The 15,905-nt window shown below is 40.6% G+C and carries 22 protein-coding genes; 10 read left to right on the forward strand and 12 right to left on the reverse strand.

The window, feature by feature from the left end:
• Position 1 precedes the first annotated feature (1 nt).
• A complete protein-coding gene (locus ABIE26_RS07465) occupies positions 2 to 1,093 on the reverse strand; it encodes a DNA alkylation repair protein (RefSeq protein WP_310138370.1) in 1,092 nt (363 codons plus the stop codon).
• A 66-nt stretch (positions 1,094 to 1,159) separates the two neighbouring features.
• On the opposite strand from ABIE26_RS07465, the gene ABIE26_RS07470 reads away from it, so the two are divergent.
• The 4 genes from ABIE26_RS07470 (at position 1,160) to ABIE26_RS07485 (ending at position 3,224) form a co-directional block, all read left to right on the forward strand.
• Positions 1,160 to 1,945, forward strand: a complete 786-nt coding sequence (locus tag ABIE26_RS07470) for a methyltransferase domain-containing protein (RefSeq protein WP_310138368.1) — start codon at positions 1,160 to 1,162, stop codon at positions 1,943 to 1,945.
• An 84-nt stretch (positions 1,946 to 2,029) separates the two neighbouring features.
• On the forward strand, positions 2,030 to 2,404 hold the full coding sequence (locus ABIE26_RS07475) for a nuclear transport factor 2 family protein (RefSeq protein WP_310138365.1): 375 nt from the start codon (positions 2,030 to 2,032) through the stop codon (positions 2,402 to 2,404).
• 5 nt (positions 2,405 to 2,409) lie between these two features.
• The gene (locus ABIE26_RS07480) at positions 2,410 to 2,736 is read left to right on the forward strand and encodes a nuclear transport factor 2 family protein (RefSeq protein WP_310138363.1); all 327 of its coding nucleotides are present in this window, start codon (positions 2,410 to 2,412) and stop codon (positions 2,734 to 2,736) included.
• Positions 2,737 to 2,855: 119 nt separating this feature from the next.
• Positions 2,856 to 3,224, forward strand: coding sequence for a YccF domain-containing protein (locus tag ABIE26_RS07485; RefSeq protein ID WP_310138361.1), 369 nt, complete (start codon positions 2,856 to 2,858; stop codon positions 3,222 to 3,224).
• Position 3,225: 1 nt separating this feature from the next.
• Here the strand turns inward: ABIE26_RS07485 and ABIE26_RS07490 are convergent, their stop codons facing one another.
• From ABIE26_RS07490 to ABIE26_RS07525, 8 genes are all read right to left on the reverse strand, one after another.
• Positions 3,226 to 3,588, reverse strand: coding sequence for a response regulator transcription factor (locus tag ABIE26_RS07490; protein WP_310138359.1), 363 nt, complete (start codon positions 3,586 to 3,588; stop codon positions 3,226 to 3,228).
• Positions 3,589 to 3,723: 135 nt separating this feature from the next.
• Positions 3,724 to 4,182: a low affinity iron permease family protein gene (locus tag ABIE26_RS07495; RefSeq protein ID WP_310138357.1), complete on the reverse strand. Its 459-nt coding sequence runs from the start codon at positions 4,180 to 4,182 to the stop codon at positions 3,724 to 3,726.
• Positions 4,183 to 4,209: 27 nt separating this feature from the next.
• Complete coding sequence (locus tag ABIE26_RS07500; RefSeq protein ID WP_310138354.1) at positions 4,210 to 4,440, reverse strand: hypothetical protein; 231 nt, start codon at positions 4,438 to 4,440, stop codon at positions 4,210 to 4,212.
• 132 nt (positions 4,441 to 4,572) lie between these two features.
• The gene (locus ABIE26_RS07505) at positions 4,573 to 5,829 is read right to left on the reverse strand and encodes an RNA polymerase sigma factor (protein WP_310138352.1); all 1,257 of its coding nucleotides are present in this window, start codon (positions 5,827 to 5,829) and stop codon (positions 4,573 to 4,575) included.
• Positions 5,822 to 6,166: a YciI family protein gene (locus ABIE26_RS07510; protein WP_310138349.1), complete on the reverse strand. Its 345-nt coding sequence runs from the start codon at positions 6,164 to 6,166 to the stop codon at positions 5,822 to 5,824. Before ABIE26_RS07510 ends, ABIE26_RS07505 begins: the two co-directional genes overlap by 8 nt.
• 6 nt (positions 6,167 to 6,172) lie before the next feature.
• Positions 6,173 to 6,760 carry an FMN-dependent NADH-azoreductase gene (locus ABIE26_RS07515; protein ID WP_310138347.1) on the reverse strand — a complete coding sequence of 196 codons (588 nt, stop codon included), beginning with the start codon at positions 6,758 to 6,760 and terminating at the stop codon, positions 6,173 to 6,175.
• 77 nt (positions 6,761 to 6,837) lie between these two features.
• Complete coding sequence (locus ABIE26_RS07520; protein WP_310138344.1) at positions 6,838 to 7,377, reverse strand: YfiT family bacillithiol transferase; 540 nt, start codon at positions 7,375 to 7,377, stop codon at positions 6,838 to 6,840.
• 55 nt (positions 7,378 to 7,432) lie between these two features.
• Positions 7,433 to 7,990: a putative glycolipid-binding domain-containing protein gene (locus tag ABIE26_RS07525; RefSeq protein ID WP_310138341.1), complete on the reverse strand. Its 558-nt coding sequence runs from the start codon at positions 7,988 to 7,990 to the stop codon at positions 7,433 to 7,435.
• A 415-nt stretch (positions 7,991 to 8,405) separates the two neighbouring features.
• Here ABIE26_RS07525 and ABIE26_RS07530 point away from each other — a divergent pair, with 415 nt between their 5' ends.
• On the forward strand, positions 8,406 to 9,245 hold the full coding sequence (locus ABIE26_RS07530) for a chromate resistance protein ChrB domain-containing protein (RefSeq protein ID WP_310138339.1): 840 nt from the start codon (positions 8,406 to 8,408) through the stop codon (positions 9,243 to 9,245).
• A 62-nt stretch (positions 9,246 to 9,307) separates the two neighbouring features.
• The gene (locus ABIE26_RS07535; protein ID WP_310138337.1) at positions 9,308 to 9,826 is read left to right on the forward strand and encodes a hypothetical protein; all 519 of its coding nucleotides are present in this window, start codon (positions 9,308 to 9,310) and stop codon (positions 9,824 to 9,826) included.
• A gap of 3 nt (positions 9,827 to 9,829) precedes the next feature.
• Here the strand turns inward: ABIE26_RS07535 and ABIE26_RS07540 are convergent, their stop codons facing one another.
• Complete coding sequence (locus ABIE26_RS07540) at positions 9,830 to 10,396, reverse strand: DUF1572 family protein (protein WP_310138335.1); 567 nt, start codon at positions 10,394 to 10,396, stop codon at positions 9,830 to 9,832.
• 312 nt (positions 10,397 to 10,708) lie between these two features.
• On the opposite strand from ABIE26_RS07540, the gene rsgA reads away from it, so the two are divergent.
• Together rsgA and ABIE26_RS07550 are read left to right on the forward strand one after the other, a co-directional pair.
• Positions 10,709 to 11,761 (forward strand): ribosome small subunit-dependent GTPase A, encoded by a 1,053-nt coding sequence (rsgA, locus tag ABIE26_RS07545; protein WP_310138333.1) that lies wholly within the window; start codon positions 10,709 to 10,711, stop codon positions 11,759 to 11,761.
• A gap of 174 nt (positions 11,762 to 11,935) precedes the next feature.
• Positions 11,936 to 12,649 (forward strand): hypothetical protein, encoded by a 714-nt coding sequence (locus tag ABIE26_RS07550; RefSeq protein ID WP_310138330.1) that lies wholly within the window; start codon positions 11,936 to 11,938, stop codon positions 12,647 to 12,649.
• Here the strand turns inward: ABIE26_RS07550 and ABIE26_RS07555 are convergent.
• Entirely contained in the window at positions 12,632 to 12,781 is a 150-nt protein-coding gene (locus tag ABIE26_RS07555) for a hypothetical protein (protein ID WP_310138329.1), read from the reverse strand. The two genes, ABIE26_RS07550 and ABIE26_RS07555, sit on opposite strands and share 18 nt — an antisense overlap.
• 211 nt (positions 12,782 to 12,992) lie before the next feature.
• Between ABIE26_RS07555 and ABIE26_RS07560 the strand changes: the two genes are divergently transcribed.
• Complete coding sequence (locus ABIE26_RS07560) at positions 12,993 to 13,427, forward strand: cold-shock protein (protein WP_310138327.1); 435 nt, start codon at positions 12,993 to 12,995, stop codon at positions 13,425 to 13,427.
• Between the two features lie 367 nt (positions 13,428 to 13,794).
• On the opposite strand, the gene ABIE26_RS07565 is transcribed toward ABIE26_RS07560, so the two are convergent.
• A complete protein-coding gene (locus tag ABIE26_RS07565) occupies positions 13,795 to 14,967 on the reverse strand; it encodes a fibrobacter succinogenes major paralogous domain-containing protein (RefSeq protein WP_310138323.1) in 1,173 nt (390 codons plus the stop codon).
• A gap of 382 nt (positions 14,968 to 15,349) precedes the next feature.
• Between ABIE26_RS07565 and ABIE26_RS07570 the strand changes: the two genes are divergently transcribed.
• A complete protein-coding gene (locus tag ABIE26_RS07570; protein ID WP_310138321.1) occupies positions 15,350 to 15,901 on the forward strand; it encodes a dihydrofolate reductase family protein in 552 nt (183 codons plus the stop codon).
• The last annotated feature ends 4 nt before the right edge of the window (positions 15,902 to 15,905 follow it).

Here is a 15,905-nt window from a genome sequence, read left to right on the forward strand (position 1 = left end):
TTTACCTGCACTGGCAAAAAAGATCAAATTCTCTAGTCCCGAATACTTTGCCGTTTACTATAATTTCAAGGATATGCGTTCCAGAGTAATGTTTACGGGTGGTTAGGTCTTTAAACAATTGCTTTTTGGTAATCTGCAGCACCTGATGCGGCCTTAGTGTAAGTTCCTTTAGCTTAAAAACCTTTTTCGATTGTTCCCCTGAAGCTTTTATGTAATGAACGGCGTAATCTACAACCAGCTTTTGCGGCTGATCTTTTAAGCTCTTCAGTTCGAAACCGAACTGAAGAGTTTGCCCTAAATGAAGCAGGTTTGAACTCAGTATAAAATTATCAATCTGCAGTTTTACAGCTTTCTCAAAGGCAAACAACGATAGTGATTCCTGGTTACCTTTTTTGATGAGTGTCCTGCTCGCATGTTTAATGATCCAGCTGGTATGAGGATTACTGCTGTCCCAGCTTTTTACCAGCTGCAGCATATAACCGGTATTGTCCTTAGAAATGTCATTGAGGTGGTTTGCTACCGACTTTCGTACGTAAGCCGACTCATCGGATTTCAATCGTTCAAGAATGCCGGTTGTCAGTGCAGGATTTTTAATCAGTTGTTCCAGTTTAAACGACCAGGGCAATCGTGGTCTGCTGCCTTCAGAAGCAAGTCGCCTTACATGCTCATCTTTATCTTCAGCCCAATATTGCATTACTTTCAGCGTCTTATCCAGATCCATCCTTAAAAATTCCCTGATCGCGAATTCTGAAGATCCCAGCGAGGTAAAATCCCTGAGTGCTTCCATAGCACGTTGAAAATGTTCTTTACCATAAAGCCCCACAAAGTCAGGCAATACCAATGCGGTATATCCTCTTTTTAGGGCTGGCGCAGCTTTATACAGGACATCAACAGCTGCTTCAAACCCTTTGGGCAAATGCTTTTGCAAAACCACAGCTGTGTTCCGGAGCCGTCCATTCAGTTCAAGTTCATGCAAATTGGCTGTAACATCTTTTAAGAACGCAGGAGCATTGAAATTTCTGTCTGCATCAGAAAATACAGTGGCATAATGCTGGTAGAACTCAAGGTTGAACATTTCTTTTAGCGGTTCCATATTGTCTTTTATCAAAATGCAATGATACCGTTATTTTCAGTATTTTTGACTATTACACAATCACCTATGGAAAAAGAGAGTGCCATTCACTACGATGAATTTCTGGGCCCTATGTTTTTTGAACCTTATGCCGTTGAAGTAGCAAAACGCATCCACCCTTCCTCAGTTTCGCTTGCGCTCGAAATAGCCGCCGGAACAGGCCGGGTTACACAACATCTGCGCAAAAAAATTCCGGCTTCCGCCAAACTGATCGCTTCAGATATTAATGAGGATATGCTTGCTGTTGCCAAAGAAAAGCCAAGTGATCTTGACATTGTGTGGCAAACCATAGATGCGCAGGAACTTCCTTTTGATGATAATAGTATAGACCTTGTGGTGTGTTGTTTTGGTTATATGTTTGTGCCCGACAGACAAAAAGCATTTGACGAGGCCTATCGTGTGTTAAGACCAGGCGGTATGTTTTTGATAAGCACCTGGGATAAACTGGAGCATAATGGGCCTTCCTATATTGCCCGCCTGGTGGCAGAACAATATATTGAGGGTGCGCTACCTGACGCGTACAATCTGGCAACTTCCATGAATGATGAAGCTATCATAAAACCATTATTACAACAGGCGGGATTTTCAGAAATATCAATTGAAAAGGTGCAAAAGAGTTCGGTTTGCGCCAGTGCCAGCGCAGCTGCAGTTGGTCTTGTGCATAGCGGCGCTGTTTTTCAGGAAATAAAAAAAATCAATCCTGCCTGGATAGATGAAATCGTCATTACTATAGAAGCAGTGTTATCGGAAAAATTTGGAGCGGAGCCAATGATTGCTCCTATAAGCGCCGTAATTAGCCAAGCCTGGAAATGACTATGTGTTATAACAAACCATATCCAATCTGCTTTGTTATAACACTATTCAAAAATAAGACTACTGAAAACAAATCCTGTACCTATGAAAAATCAAATTCTGGATCTGGAAAAAAAGTATTGGAAAGCGATGGAAACCCACGATTTTGATACGGTTAAAAGCCTTACCCGCTTCCCTTGTATTGTGGCAGGTAAAAATGGCGTAAGAAGTGTGGACGAAGATTCTTTTAAAAAAATGTTTGACTCGGCAGAAGGGAATCAACTGAAGGTGTTGAATATTTCTGAAACCGAAAGTGAAATTATTGGTGAAGACAGTGCTGTTATAGCCTATCTTATTGAATTGGCATATAGCGCCGATGGTCAGAAGTCTTCCGAAAAATGTGCCTGCACATCAACCTGGGTCAAAGAGCAAGATAGTTGGGTGTGCGCTATGCATACCGAATCCGAATTAAAAAAGTAATATAGATGAAAAGCAAAGACATAGTACTCACTTTTATTAATGCATTAAATCAGGAAGATTTTGCTGCTGCTAAGAACTGTCTTGATGGTAACATGAACTTTAAAGGTGTATTGGGATCAAGAGAAGGTGCCGACGTATACATCGAAGACATGAAGAAAATGAAGTTCAAATATGAGGTACAAAAAGCCGTTGCCGATGAAAATGATGTAGCGTTGCTTTACAATATAGACATGGGTGGCACCAGTATATTAACCGCAGGATGGTATACTGTAAGTAACGGAAAGATAGTAAGCATCAAGGTAATATTTGACCCGAGGCCGGTTTTGAAATAAGCCGTGATGAGTTTTGCCAGGCATAATGCAGCTTCAATCATTCTACAAAAGATTTGTAACATCGGCAAGACTATGATGTCTTAAGTCCCAAGTAACAACATGATTTAAGGCTGCATCTTATGAATTTAATTGGGAATATTATCTGGATAGTTTTTGGCGGAATATTTATCTTCTTTGAATATATCATTGGAGGCTTAATTTTATGCCTCACCATTGTGGGCATTCCATTTGGCATACAATGCTTTAAATTTGCTTTTGTAGGCCTTGCCCCTTTTGGGGTCAGAATTAAAGATACTTCTTCAAATACCGGATGCCTGTCTACCATAATGAACATCATATGGCTTGTATTCGGCGGCTTTTGGATTGTACTTACACACCTGTTTTTTGGCCTGCTCTTCTGCATCACTATTATTGGCATACCCTTCGGAAGGCAACATTTCAAGTTAATGAACCTGGCCTTCTCTCCTTTCGGAAAGTCTATAGGTTAACCTAACTTGCAACGTGATACTCAATGCGATGTGCAAAATCGTTTAAGTCAAAGGGCTTATTGATAAACTCGTCTGCTGCGCAATGCGATTTCACTTTGCTCAGGTAGTTGTTGGCCGACATCATCATTACTGGAATGGCATATGTTTTAATATTGCTTTTAAGCTCCTTACAGATTTCAAGACCGTTACCATCCGGCAATTTAATGTCCAGCACAACCATATCCGGGGTGCGAAGTTGCATATGTGCCCAAAAATCATGAACTGTTGGAGAAATTACCACATCGTAATCATCCTCTGTAAGCATAAATTCGATAACATCTCTGATTGCAGCGTTGTCTTCTACAACATAAATACACTTTTTCATAGCTCAGCACTTTAGAATCATAACTATACAATTATATAGTTAACTGAATTAGCTTGCAGAAGTTTAGGTTATTTATCAACCTTTAATGGGTTATCCACAACTATTTCCCATTTTCATCTACCACAATGAATTCAATTATTTTATGTGTTTTGCATGCCTGCTTTTTGCTTCCGCTACCTCCTTGGCCTTATCAATGGAATGCGATTGATGTATATCGTCATCCGCCTCAGCTTTCTCAGATAATTTCGCGTAATACCTGTGTAGTATATCCAGTTCAGCTTCGGTTAGGTCTTCAATATCTACCATGCGGTTGCTGGCAAATCTGCTTGCGGCAATCAGCTCATTTAACTTTAGCTGTATAGCCTTACCGTCTTTATTCTGTGATTTTTGAATCAGGAACACCATAAGAAAGGTCACAATAGTTGTTCCGGTATTGATGACCAGCTGCCAGGTATCTGAATACCCAAAAACCGGCCCGGAAACAACCCAGGTAATGACTACCCCTACCGCAATACCAAAGGCCAGCGAACTCCCGGTCCAGCAGGTGATCCTGGAAGCCACCTGTTCAAATTTACTTTCCGTCTTATTCTTCATAAAATGTAAAGATAGAAACACTAAACCCTAGATATTTTCAGGATTGTAACTGCCATGCTCCCGATCACTTTTATAGTTCATAGCGTCATCGTCTGCACCGTTTTCCTGCTCACCAGGTTGATCTGCCAGCTTATCACTTTTTTTGCTTTCTGCTTCTTCCCGCATCTGTGAAATACTTTTGGTGGCATCTATGTTGTGCTCACGCTTATCGTCCCTTGTTTTTAGCGGTTGAACGCTATCGTGATTTGAAGTTTCCATAGTGATATCATTTAGTTGCCATTAGAACAATGTTAAAATGATAATGTTTCAAAGATTCTTTTAACGTTTAGATCCTGGCGTCTTAAAAAATACCTATTGAATATGCCCTAACACCGTTATTCCAATAAGTTCTTAAGGGTTATTCTTCTCGATTTTTAACAAGCTGTCGATCTGTTTTTTAAGCGTCTTTTTCGCTATTCCGGATTTGGTCAGATTGATTGCTTTTATATAATGCTCAATTGATGCATTATTATCTGTATTGGAATACAAATAACCTAATAATGCATGGTAATAATTGCTTTCAGAAAGATTCAGGCACTCCACCTCCTTGATCGCTTTTTCATTGCCATATACTTTAGAGAAAACAAAGGCTCTGTTGAGAGCAATGACAGGCGAATGTTCAATAAGTATAAGTCTGTTGTACAATTGCAAGATGTGTTCCCATTTGTTATTATCAGTGGGGGTTGTATGCCAATAGGCTATACCTGCTTCTAAATGATACTTTGAAATTTCCCCGGCATTGCAGGCATTGATTAAATAATAATTTCCCCTGTCAATAAGTGATTTATCCCAAATACTTTTGTCCTGTTGATCAAAAAGAATGGCTTCGCCATCTATACCTGTTCTTGCATCGAGTCTCGAACTCTGAAAGCACATTAAAGCAAGTAAGGCGTTTACCTGCGGGGTATTGGTCAATGGATTTTCAGTTAAAAACAATGTTAACCTGACTGCTTCAGCACAAAGTTCTTTTCTAATGAGCTGATTATTGGTTTTGGAAAAATAGCCCTCATTGAAAAGCAGGTACAGCGTTTTTAGAACCGTGTCCAACCTTGCATTTATATCAGTTTCGGTTAAGTGCTTAATCTGAAAATTATCATTTCGCAGATTCGTCCTTGCTCTTTGCAAACGTTTTTTAATGGTTTCTTTGTTTGTCAAAAAGGCGTTGGCAATTTCTTCTACACTAAAACCGCATAGAATTTGAAGCGCCAGCGAGATTTGTGCCTCTACCGAATTGGCGGGATTACAAACCACAAAAATCATTACCAGCTGGCTGTCGGCAATGATTTCATTATTAAATTCCCAATCCTTTCCTATTTCAATTTCATCAGGTTTTATATCGTTCTTGATTTTGTTTTCAAAAACAGATCTGTGTTTAAAATAATCCTTGATTTTGTTCCCGGCTACCGTATATAACCATGCTGTCGGATTATCGGGTATGCCATGGACGGCCCAATGTTCAGATGCTTTAAGAAATGTATCGCTGGCAATATCTTCGGCAATTTCGATATGTACCAGGCCAAAATGACGGCAAAGCACGGCCGTCATTTTAGCGTATTCCTGTCGGAACAAATGGGGTAAAAGTTCCCTATGTGATTTTGGATCAATCACGCTTTAAGACTTCTCTCACTTCAATATTTCCACCTACCTGCTCAAAAATCGGATTGCCTTTCGCCATTTCTACTGCTTCATCAATGGTGTCAGCTTTTACAACAATGTAACCGCTGATAAATTCTTTGATTTCAGTGTAAGCACCGTCGGTTATCACATTACCTGGTTTTACGGTTTTTGCACTTGCTGCAAATGGAAGAAGCGTATTGCCTTTATCCACTAATTTGTTTTGAGAAGCAATGCCGGCTAACCAATTCATCCTTTCCTGCATTTGTTCCGGTGAAGGCCGAAAATCGCTGATATCCTTTATTCTGAAAATTAATGCAAATTCTTTCATATGATTCTATTTTAAACTTTTAATAATCTCTTCATAATTGGCCTCAAAGTTATTCGATGCCGTCCCTTCTATTCTAAAGGTATAAATATCAGTAATTCCCAGATAAGCATTAAAAACAGCTTTGATATAGGAGGCTATAAATTCGAAATTTTCAGGCCAATCTGCTGACCTGCCTCCGGAGGCAATGGCCAGATAAACTTTTTTGCCTTTTAAATAGCCATATCTTTTCCCATCGTTGCCATATCCATATGTGATGCCAAAACGAACCAACTGGTCAATCCAGGCCTTTAAGGGAGCAGAAACTCCAAGGTTGTGCATAGGTGTACCTATAACGATCACATCAGCTTCTTTGATTTCACAAAAGATAGAATCAGCATAACTCAATATCGGATTGGAATCTGTTTTCTCAGGAATTTTATAAAATTCCTTTACCAATACTTCATCCAGGTGAGGAGTAACATTCTCGATAAGGTTTCTTTCAACAACCGTTTTTACGATGTTTCTTTCCAGCAGTCTTTCAACGATGGCCGAACTGAGTCCTCTACTATAGGATTGCTTTCCCCTGGGACTTGAAATAATATGCAAAGCTCTCATTTTTTAAAATATTAATGTTTGCTTAATAACGATTCAATTCTCAGTCCGGGGACAGCTTCAGCGGTATAAATTTTAACCTACCATCCCATTCTTTTTCTTAAAGAAATAATCTGCTCTGCATGATGCGCACCATGCCAGCTGTACTGATTGGTCATTTGCCATACCGGCATGTACTCCTTACTTTCCGGATGATAATAGGTCCTTGTCCAGCCTTCTTCTTTTAAGTGCTCCAGCAATGTTGTCCATCTTCTGTGCAGGGCATGCAGCAAGGTTACCGATACATTTAGCGGCACAAGCTGTACATCCGCCATTTCGGCCCAGGCATTTTCGTCATAGGGAGTGATGGTGGGTGTATCTTCTGTGAGTGCCAGCTTCAGCCTGATGTAAGCGTTCATATGGCTGTCGGCAACGTGATGCACCACTTGTGCCACATTCCAGCCACCCGGACGGTAAGGTGTATTCAATTGGGCCTCATCCAGATTTTCGATGCAGTAATCGAACAACAAAGGTGCCGATCTGATGCCACCTATCCAGGATGCCAAAGTATCCGGATTGTATTGCCTGGCAGCAACAAAGCGGCCAGTCGGGTATTTCAACTTTTCTAAATCATTTTCCATTGCCTAAAATTAGCTATAAAAACACAATGATTTCAGTAAGGGTGCATCCGGAATTCTAAAGCGCGTAAACACATTCGAAAAGCCCCGGATATGTAACCATCAGTCCTTCTTGGTCTACAAAGAGTTCCGATCTGAAATTTGTATGGACATTTTCATAGCGATAGCGCCGCTCCGAAATTCTGGTATAATATTGTATCAGCGGTAAAACAGTAAGTTCCGGCACCTTAATATAAACCACCTTCAGTTGCTGTGTTTCATCAACCTGCAACTTCAGTCTTCTGATAGGTAAAGTATTGGTAAAAGGTGTAGCAGAGATATCTATATCTACACAACCATCCAAGTCAGGTAAATGCCTGTTATATTGGTCAAACCATCTGTTATAATTATCCACAGACAGTACAAGAAGCGTATAGGGTTTGGTAAGCAAAGTAATTTTTACAGCCTTCACTTTCCAGCATTTGTCCAGAACAACCTGATATTTCATGGCTGTAGCAGGACCATTTGTTAAACCATAAACAATTCCTCCCCCTATTAGTTGTGACTGATGATTTTCCAGAGAAAAGACTTCAAGGCTTTGTTTTCCTTTCCAGATTCTTGTGAGCGTATTTTTCATTAGCTTTTATTTCCACTGAATATTTAACTGTAATCAGAACAAGCTGGGCTTGATGGGGTAATTTGTTTTTTTGTCATGTCTATCTAATTTTCGATGTGTTAAGAATTAATATCTTATAGGTTACAGCAATTAACCTTTGGTGCCATCAAAAAGTTTTAAATAAAGTTTAAACAAATAATAAAGCTATTGGTCATTAATCCGCAATTGACTTAAACTTGCTATGAACGCATTATCACCCCCGGGCCGTATGGGCGAACGCTGAACTGGTTGCAACTGCTGATTCTGTCTGAATCCAGGCTGAACTTCCCGAAGGCGGACGCGTGGCTTTCAGGGCTGCCCATAGCGCTGAAAATGGCCCGATTTTATAGCATTTAATGAGGGGATATATTTCGTTAATTCTAATTAGTTTTGAGTTATGAAATGGATCACCAGAGAAAGACCGAAGATTGACCGGATAGCCTGCCCCTGGCTCATAAAAACTTTTATAGATCCCGATGCCCTTTTCTATTACGTGCCTTTTGATGCTGTTATAGAAAAAGCAGGCGAACTAAATGCTATCCCATTTGATGTGGTTGGTGTAGAACTGACCCATAAAAATGGGCAATGCACTTTTGATGCCTTGATCAAAAAATATAAGCTCAATGATCCGGCTTTACAGATCATGGCGCCCATTGTCAGAGGGGCAGATACCGATCGGCATAGCCTTGCAAGCCAGGCTTCAGGTTTATGGGCAATTGCCGCGGGGATGGCGCATAACATTAAAGATGACCAGGAACTGTTAAAGGCTGGTATGGTGATTTATGATGCATTGTATACCTGGGCTAAACATCTTCAGGATGTCCGGCATACCGAAAGCCCGGTAGAGCAACTGCTGGTAAATGTGTATCAAAAGTTTTTAAAACAAGGAAAAGATACAAGAATTCCTGCCTGGGCAAAAGAATTAAAAACCATCATACAGGATCAGATAGATACCAACCTGGCTTTAACCCTTTCTGGAATCTCCAGCGAGCTAAACATAAATCCGGCATATGTTTCAAGAGAATTTTCTAAATATTTCGACAACCTTTCGTTCGGTGAATACATTCGCAAAATACGGATTGAAAAAGCTATTGCGTACATAGAGAACTCAGACTACTCATTATCAGAGGTCGCCTACCTCACCGGGTTTTCCGATCAGAGCCATTTTACACGGATTTTTAAACTTGAAACCGGGCTTACTCCGTCTGAATTTAAGAAACACAGGGCTAAAAAGTAAGTTCTGTACCAATAGTAAAATTTGTTCTATTTTAGCAGCAGAGCATCGCATAATCTTGTGCTATGCAAACACAAATACATAAAATTTTCACCGGTTTATTACTGCTGGTCATTACAAGCGTTTCTATCACTTTTGGTCAGGCAACCCAAACCTATCCTAAACTGGCCGGCTATATAGGTATCGTGCATCCCATAGTTACCTTTAGTTCGGATGGCACACACACCAACTTTAAAGATAGTTATGTGGTTGGCATGCCCATTGGGATCAATATCTGGAAAAGCGCCAGAATCGGTTTTTCCAGTGAGATCGTTCCAACTATCCGGGCTACAGGCAGTACCAGCAAAGTCAGCAATGTGCTTTTCCATCCTGGCGTACTGGTTGTATTGGGCAATGGCTTTACCTTTGCAGGTAGGGCAGCCTTTGAAACTTCAGGACGTTACGGATTTACCCCGGTTATCAATAAAACGGTTAAAAAGAATAAAGGCAGTAGCTTTTTTGTGGCCATCCCGCTTCCGGCAAGGTTTGGCAATGAGCAGCCTTCCTCGTTTGGTATCGGTTTCCAGTTTGGGGTAGCGTTTTAAATGCTAAGCCTTTGGATCCAAAAATTCATCAGTAAAATGTCCGCGATGCTTTTCCTGCGCAAATTTTTCGGCATTAAACTCAGCCGAATTGCCTTTGGGGATGGATAAAGATTGCCAGTTTGAGGCCAGCATCTTACCGATATAAACAATCTGCCCAATATGATAAGGATAATGAGCAAGCTGGCGGTTGATGGCTTCCATCACGGTATGGCCTTGGTTACGGATATAAACGATTTGGTCCAGGTCCCCGGCAGACAGTGAACCGAGCGTATCCAGCATAGCCTTCCAACCTTGTTCCCATAAGCGGAGCAGCTCCACCTTAGATGCCAGGTCATTCTCAAACTCCGCGTCTCGGTTACGCCAGGACTTCTCTCCGTCGGTTGTTAAAAAATCTGTCCAGCGGCTAAGCATATTGCCCGCCAGGTGTTTTACAATCATTGCAATACTATTGTTATCCGGGTTGGGCTGAAAAAACAATTGATCTTCCCTGATTTGGTCAAAAGTTTTTTCGCCAAGCATTTTATAATATAAAAACTGCTTGATAACACTGTCTAAATAGTCGTTTTTCATAACCTTGATCTGATATCAATGAACTCTGCTAATATACGTATCTATGAACTAAAGTGTGGACCACCTGGTCATCTTGCTGATAGTGCTGGGTTTTAAACCTAATTCCATAATATTTCTTACATTTGTTGTTCATGCAACAACTATTCACATATTGCAGTTTAGCGGCTGAAATGATTGCCTGATTCCGGGTGCCTTGTTTTTAAGCCTGTCAGTTTGGTATCTCTAATGTTACCAGAGGTGATTTATATGCGGCAAGCCATTCGGATAAGGAAGAATTAAACAATCTTATTTCATCATTTTAAATTACAGAAAGTGAATAACTTATCATTATATGGTTGGAGCAATAAGCTGTTCCAGCTCAAGCAAAACTCTTCATATCAACATCTTTATCATGGCCGCGTATCTGCAGTAAACAAAACCAATTACGAGGTTATCTCAGAACAGGGCCTGCTGTTATGCGAACTAACCGGTAATTTACTTTACGGAAGGCCTTCATTTGAACTTCCCTGTACGGGCGATTGGGTTATATTTCAGCCTTTTGACGAGGACAAGGGGTTAATCGTCGACATCTTACCCCGCGTTCATACTTTATACCGAAGAAAAAGTGGCACAGTATCAGATAAACAGGCCATAGCTACTCACGTAGACAAGGCTTTTATCGTTCAAAGCCTTGATGCCAATTTCAATGTTCGCCGGATAGAGCGTTTTATGGTTCAGATACTGGAAGAAAGTATTCAGCCCATATTGATACTTACCAAATCGGATTTAGAATTTAACAGGCGTAAAGTAAATCAGTCATTAGCGCATCTTTACTTCCAAATGCCTATATTCTTCACCACCATCCATATTCCGGAAACATTGCTTCCCGTACGTAAATCTATTGCACAGGGACAAACAGCAGTATTTGTTGGATCTTCGGGTGTAGGGAAAAGCTCCTTAATTAATGCGTTGTGCGGGCGGACGGTATTTGCCACTTCCAAAACAAGCAGCGCTAGCGGTAAAGGAAGGCATACTTCAACACGGAGAGAAATGATACTGATGAACGGTTCCGGTGTTCTGATCGATACTCCTGGTGTCAGAGAATTTGGTTTAGCTACAGACGATTCAGATGTATTGACAGCTATGTTTGATGTTTCAGATTTTGCAGCATCCTGTCGTTTCGCCGATTGCCGGCATGTAGATGAACCAGGATGTGCAGTTATAACAGCAGTAAACAATGGTTACTTAGCAACTGAAGCTTACAATAGTTACCTCAAATTGCGCAGAGAATCCTGGCATTTTTCCGCCTCAGAACACGAAAAGCGTAAAAGAGGAAGATCCTTTTCAAAAATCACAGAAGAGGCCAAGTGGGTAAAAAAGCGCTAGTTTACTTGGATTCACCAAGGGTTTCAATCATAAGGGTGGGTGCAATTGCCCACCCTTTAAAGAATTATTTTAAGCATATGCAACAAACTACCCAGTACATTCACATCAATTGGCCATATTTTGATAATACAAAATACCTGCTACATTTGTAAAAACAAACGCTAAATTTTCAATATGAAAAAGCTCCTATTTTCTGCTCTTTTACTTTTTTGTTCAGTAACCATTTTCGCTCAATCTGCTGCTAAAAAATCATCATTGTTTATTGGATTAGGGCCAAGCTTTCCCATTGGGGATTTTGGCTTAAAAAAAGCCAGTGATGAAAAAGCAGGACTGGCTGCAACAGGTTTTTATGTCGATTTGGGGTACCAATATCAATTCTCTAAAGTTGTAGGTGCAATTGTTATTTTAAAGGGAAAAATTCACGGAATTGCTAAAGACGCATTAAATTATACGTTACCAGATGGTTCAGGAGGTAGCATGTCTATTAATACAGGTACATGGAAAATGGGGTCTGTTCTGGCTGGTTTAACCCAAACATTTGCTTTATCAAAAAGTGAAAATTTTGCAATAGAATTCAGGGAAGCCGCAGGTGTTCAGTTTACCTCAACCCCGGAAGTAAATGCAAATTATAGTATTCCGGGTATTGGATCTTCGTCCGGAAGCCAGGAATCCCAATCGGCAACCTCTTTTGCTTATCTGGCAGGTATGGCATTTAAGTATCAGCTGAACAGCAATTTAGGATTAAAATTATACGGCGATTTCAACAATTCAAATGTGAACTTTAAAGGATATACTGCTACTGCTAATGGCGCTACAATAACGGCACCATCATCTAAACAAAAAACTGGAACTATAGATGTTGGCCTGGGTTTAACTATCGGATTGTAAAGATTCTTTTCGTGCTTTAACACTTACTTTTATCGTTTTTCCACCCCTGGTGGTGATCGAAAATTCCAGGTAAGGAGTATCTGCATCTGTTTTTTTGTAATAGTCGGGCTGCAGTCCCCCGGCAGCTTCCATCTATAAATTAGTTATTCCGGTTATTTAAATGTATCTTTGTCAAAAATAACAAGGTTCTGTCTTTGCCTGATATAGTTGGAATAGTTTCTCCCCTTCAGTCTTTGCTTCTCCAGCCCCCGTATTTTGAATAACATTTTAAGGATGTGGTTAAACACCATACTCCAAAATCAGATTTTTGCCATTTAAGGCTTTACAATAAAAAAGGAGTTCTATGGGTGAATCGTTCGCCAAAAAAGAAAGAAATAAGAAAAAATCAAAAAAGAAACAGGAAAAGGCCCAGAAAATGGAAAGCCGTAAACAAGGCGGCACTACTTCATTTGAAGATATGATCGCTTACGTTGACGAGAATGGCAACTTTACCGACAAGCCAGTTAAACCCACAGGCGGTGAAATAAAACTGGAAGACATCCAACTGGGCGCAGCTCCGGCTGATGAGTCCAAAAAAGAGAATGCAGGCATTGTAACAAATTACAGCGCTGAAAAAGGGTTCGGGTTCATTATTGAAAACAAATTCGGGAACAAGATTTTTGTACATAAAAACGCTCTTTTGGAACCCATAAAAGATAATGACAAGGTAACATTTGACCTTGAAAAAGGACCTAAAGGACCTAATGCCGTAAGGGTAAAAAAAATAGAAAATAATTAATTGTACCATATGTTCATATTCCCAAAAGGCGTTGCTGTCACACCATTTCAGACCTCTCTTTTCAATGAAAAGCTTGCAGAGATAGCCAAAGTATATCAACTCTTTTTCCAGTCGGATAGTCAGCCTGGGGCCTTAACCAGCTATCTTAGGTGTTTTGCAGTGGAAGGTAAAATCCGCTTTCATATAAAAGAAGGATTGCCAATTGAAATTGTCAAAGATTGCAGAAGCGCGTTTCATAGCATTTTCGGCTAAAGGGTGCCGCTTTCGGCACCTGATTTAAACCTGCTCAAAGCCCGTTTAGACCGGATTTGTATGGCAATTTACTTCCCTTACTTCCTCTTGGAAACCTAATGTCTAAACAAGCAAACTAATCCGTTATTTCGCCACCAATAATAAACCTGAGCTTCCTGTTTGTTATTGCCCCGGTATAGGCTTCTGCTGCATAAACTACATTATTTACGATATGATGCAGTACGGTATTGGTACGCTCCCGGGTTTGCAGGTCTGCAGCGTACACTTTTGTGCCTACTATATAATATAAAACCGTGTTGGTTCTGGCACCGGTATTCGCATCAGCACCAAACACCTTTTCACCTACAATGTACCTGAGTACACGTGTAGAAACATTATTGGACTGATCCGCAGCGTAAACCACACCATTTTTAACAAAATATAAAATTTTAGTGCCCTGCGTTCCGTCGCTGCTAGCAGAATACACTGCTGTATAACCTGGTTTAGGTTGTGGTTTAACTACTGTAGCACCGCCTGCCGATGGGTTTTGAGGTTGTACAGAGGGGTGCTGGGAAAAAGTTTGAAAGGGTTGTTCCATGCGGATGCATCTTACCGACAGCCCAAAAAGGCGGGATTCTTTTGGGTTTGTACCATCATAAGCCCTCACCTCAGTGTTCGAATAAATTGGGGTAAGTGATAGAAAATAGGGATCATTCTTTGCTGTGATACTGGAAGTATAAAAGTGGGCACTGAAGTTATAACTTAGAAATTGACCAGCATTGCTCATATATCTTGCTCCGCTTAACCTGGCCATGAATCCGCCCGTATTATTTACGTTATAGTAAAGGCTTTTGGTATTGGCTCTGAGCATCGTCTCATAATCTTCTTTGGTAGGCACCCGCCATCCTTCGGGGCATAAACAGGAATTGCTGCTTACAGCACCCCAGTTGTACAACAGTCCATTTTCAGCAACAAGCGAACTGTCGTTATTATAAGCCGCATAGGCAGGCGCAAGACTGCCCCTCCATTGTTCCAGTGTCTTTGCATTTGTAATTGGCGTACCATCTTTAAACCTGGTTGTTTTAAGGTTCTCGGCCATCCAAACCTGGTCGCCAATTCTGACAGTTTTGTACTTGTTGCTGTCTATGTCGTAAACATCAGCGGCTGGCCTGGGTTTAAATTTCCAGGTCTTATTTGTAAACAACTGAACGGTATCGCCCTCCATTGTTACCGCTTCGGTAGTATTTTGGGCAAATAATTTAGTCAGGGAAAAAATAATGAATAAAACAAACGTTAGGAGAGATTTCATAATTCAGATAATTAGTTAATCAAATATAATTAACAGATCTTACATAACTTCAGGTGTTCATCAGCATCCTACCTCAGCGCTTCCATGAGCTTGTGATTTTCTCTTTTAACCAGTAAAACCGTTTCGCGATTTATAAAGAAGTAGCTAACATAACAAAAAGAACTACTACAATGGGAATCGAGGAATTTTTATCAGACCGTGCTAAGAAAGAAGGAAAGAAAGAATAAAAGAAGGCCGCTACGCAGTTATAGAAAATCTTATAGTTAAGCTAGACTAATACTATTGGCTTAACAACCCCCTGTTTTTGCCGCAGCATACCCTCAAAATATTTCAAATCCTGGCTTATTTTTGGCTTATAGTCTTAAAAACAAAAACCAATAAAATGAGAACTGTATCATTTGGTATGAACATTAGCATAGACGGCTACTGTGACCACACTATGTTTAATCCGGCCGAAGAGGTATTGGAGTACTTTACCGGAACGATGGACGATGTAGACCTCTTCTTTTTCGGCCGTGTCATCTACCAGCTCATGTTTCCATACTGGAGCGATGTGGCGAGGGATCAATCCGGCACAGCAGCTGAAAATAGATTTGCCGAAAGGTTTAGCGCTATTGACCGTGTTGTGGTTTCACGAACTTTGGAAAGTGGCGATGAAAAAACGCGTATCATCCGCAGTAACCCTGCAGAAGAGCTGCTGAAGCTAAAACAGCAGCCCGGTAAAAAAATATCAGTAGACAGTGTCAGCATGCTTCCGGAATTGATCAAAGCAGACCTTATCGATGAATTTAACCTGGTTGTTCATCCGGGGATCGTAGGAAGAGGAAGACGACTGCTGGATCCGGGAAGCCTTCAGGAAAATCTTAGTTTAAAGCTGGTCAATACCATCCATTTCAAATCAGGATGTGTAGCGCTTCATTATTTGAAACAATAGCACC

Origin of the sequence: Pedobacter africanus (genome assembly GCF_040548825.1) — a bacterium.
Classification (GTDB): domain Bacteria; phylum Bacteroidota; class Bacteroidia; order Sphingobacteriales; family Sphingobacteriaceae; genus Pedobacter; species Pedobacter africanus_A.

What these genes read in the sequence shown, in the direction of transcription:
- ABIE26_RS07465 (WP_310138370.1), bottom strand. Translation starts at nt 1,093, where the DNA reads ATGGAACCGCTAAAAGAAATGTTCAACCTTGAGTTCTACCAGCATTAT.
- ABIE26_RS07470 (WP_310138368.1), top strand. Translation starts at nt 1,160, where the DNA reads ATGGAAAAAGAGAGTGCCATTCACTACGATGAATTTCTGGGCCCTATG.
- ABIE26_RS07475 (WP_310138365.1), top strand. Translation starts at nt 2,030, where the DNA reads ATGAAAAATCAAATTCTGGATCTGGAAAAAAAGTATTGGAAAGCGATG.
- ABIE26_RS07480 (WP_310138363.1), top strand. Translation starts at nt 2,410, where the DNA reads ATGAAAAGCAAAGACATAGTACTCACTTTTATTAATGCATTAAATCAG.
- ABIE26_RS07485 (WP_310138361.1), top strand. Translation starts at nt 2,856, where the DNA reads ATGAATTTAATTGGGAATATTATCTGGATAGTTTTTGGCGGAATATTT.
- ABIE26_RS07490 (WP_310138359.1), bottom strand. Translation starts at nt 3,588, where the DNA reads ATGAAAAAGTGTATTTATGTTGTAGAAGACAACGCTGCAATCAGAGAT.
- ABIE26_RS07495 (WP_310138357.1), bottom strand. Translation starts at nt 4,182, where the DNA reads ATGAAGAATAAGACGGAAAGTAAATTTGAACAGGTGGCTTCCAGGATC.
- ABIE26_RS07500 (WP_310138354.1), bottom strand. Translation starts at nt 4,440, where the DNA reads ATGGAAACTTCAAATCACGATAGCGTTCAACCGCTAAAAACAAGGGAC.
- ABIE26_RS07510 (WP_310138349.1), bottom strand. Translation starts at nt 6,166, where the DNA reads ATGAAAGAATTTGCATTAATTTTCAGAATAAAGGATATCAGCGATTTT.
- ABIE26_RS07515 (WP_310138347.1), bottom strand. Translation starts at nt 6,760, where the DNA reads ATGAGAGCTTTGCATATTATTTCAAGTCCCAGGGGAAAGCAATCCTAT.
- ABIE26_RS07520 (WP_310138344.1), bottom strand. Translation starts at nt 7,377, where the DNA reads ATGGAAAATGATTTAGAAAAGTTGAAATACCCGACTGGCCGCTTTGTT.
- ABIE26_RS07525 (WP_310138341.1), bottom strand. Translation starts at nt 7,990, where the DNA reads ATGAAAAATACGCTCACAAGAATCTGGAAAGGAAAACAAAGCCTTGAA.
- ABIE26_RS07530 (WP_310138339.1), top strand. Translation starts at nt 8,406, where the DNA reads ATGAAATGGATCACCAGAGAAAGACCGAAGATTGACCGGATAGCCTGC.
- ABIE26_RS07535 (WP_310138337.1), top strand. Translation starts at nt 9,308, where the DNA reads ATGCAAACACAAATACATAAAATTTTCACCGGTTTATTACTGCTGGTC.
- ABIE26_RS07540 (WP_310138335.1), bottom strand. Translation starts at nt 10,396, where the DNA reads ATGAAAAACGACTATTTAGACAGTGTTATCAAGCAGTTTTTATATTAT.
- ABIE26_RS07550 (WP_310138330.1), top strand. Translation starts at nt 11,936, where the DNA reads ATGAAAAAGCTCCTATTTTCTGCTCTTTTACTTTTTTGTTCAGTAACC.
- ABIE26_RS07555 (WP_310138329.1), bottom strand. Translation starts at nt 12,781, where the DNA reads ATGGAAGCTGCCGGGGGACTGCAGCCCGACTATTACAAAAAAACAGAT.
- ABIE26_RS07560 (WP_310138327.1), top strand. Translation starts at nt 12,993, where the DNA reads ATGGGTGAATCGTTCGCCAAAAAAGAAAGAAATAAGAAAAAATCAAAA.
- ABIE26_RS07565 (WP_310138323.1), bottom strand. Translation starts at nt 14,967, where the DNA reads ATGAAATCTCTCCTAACGTTTGTTTTATTCATTATTTTTTCCCTGACT.
- ABIE26_RS07570 (WP_310138321.1), top strand. Translation starts at nt 15,350, where the DNA reads ATGAGAACTGTATCATTTGGTATGAACATTAGCATAGACGGCTACTGT.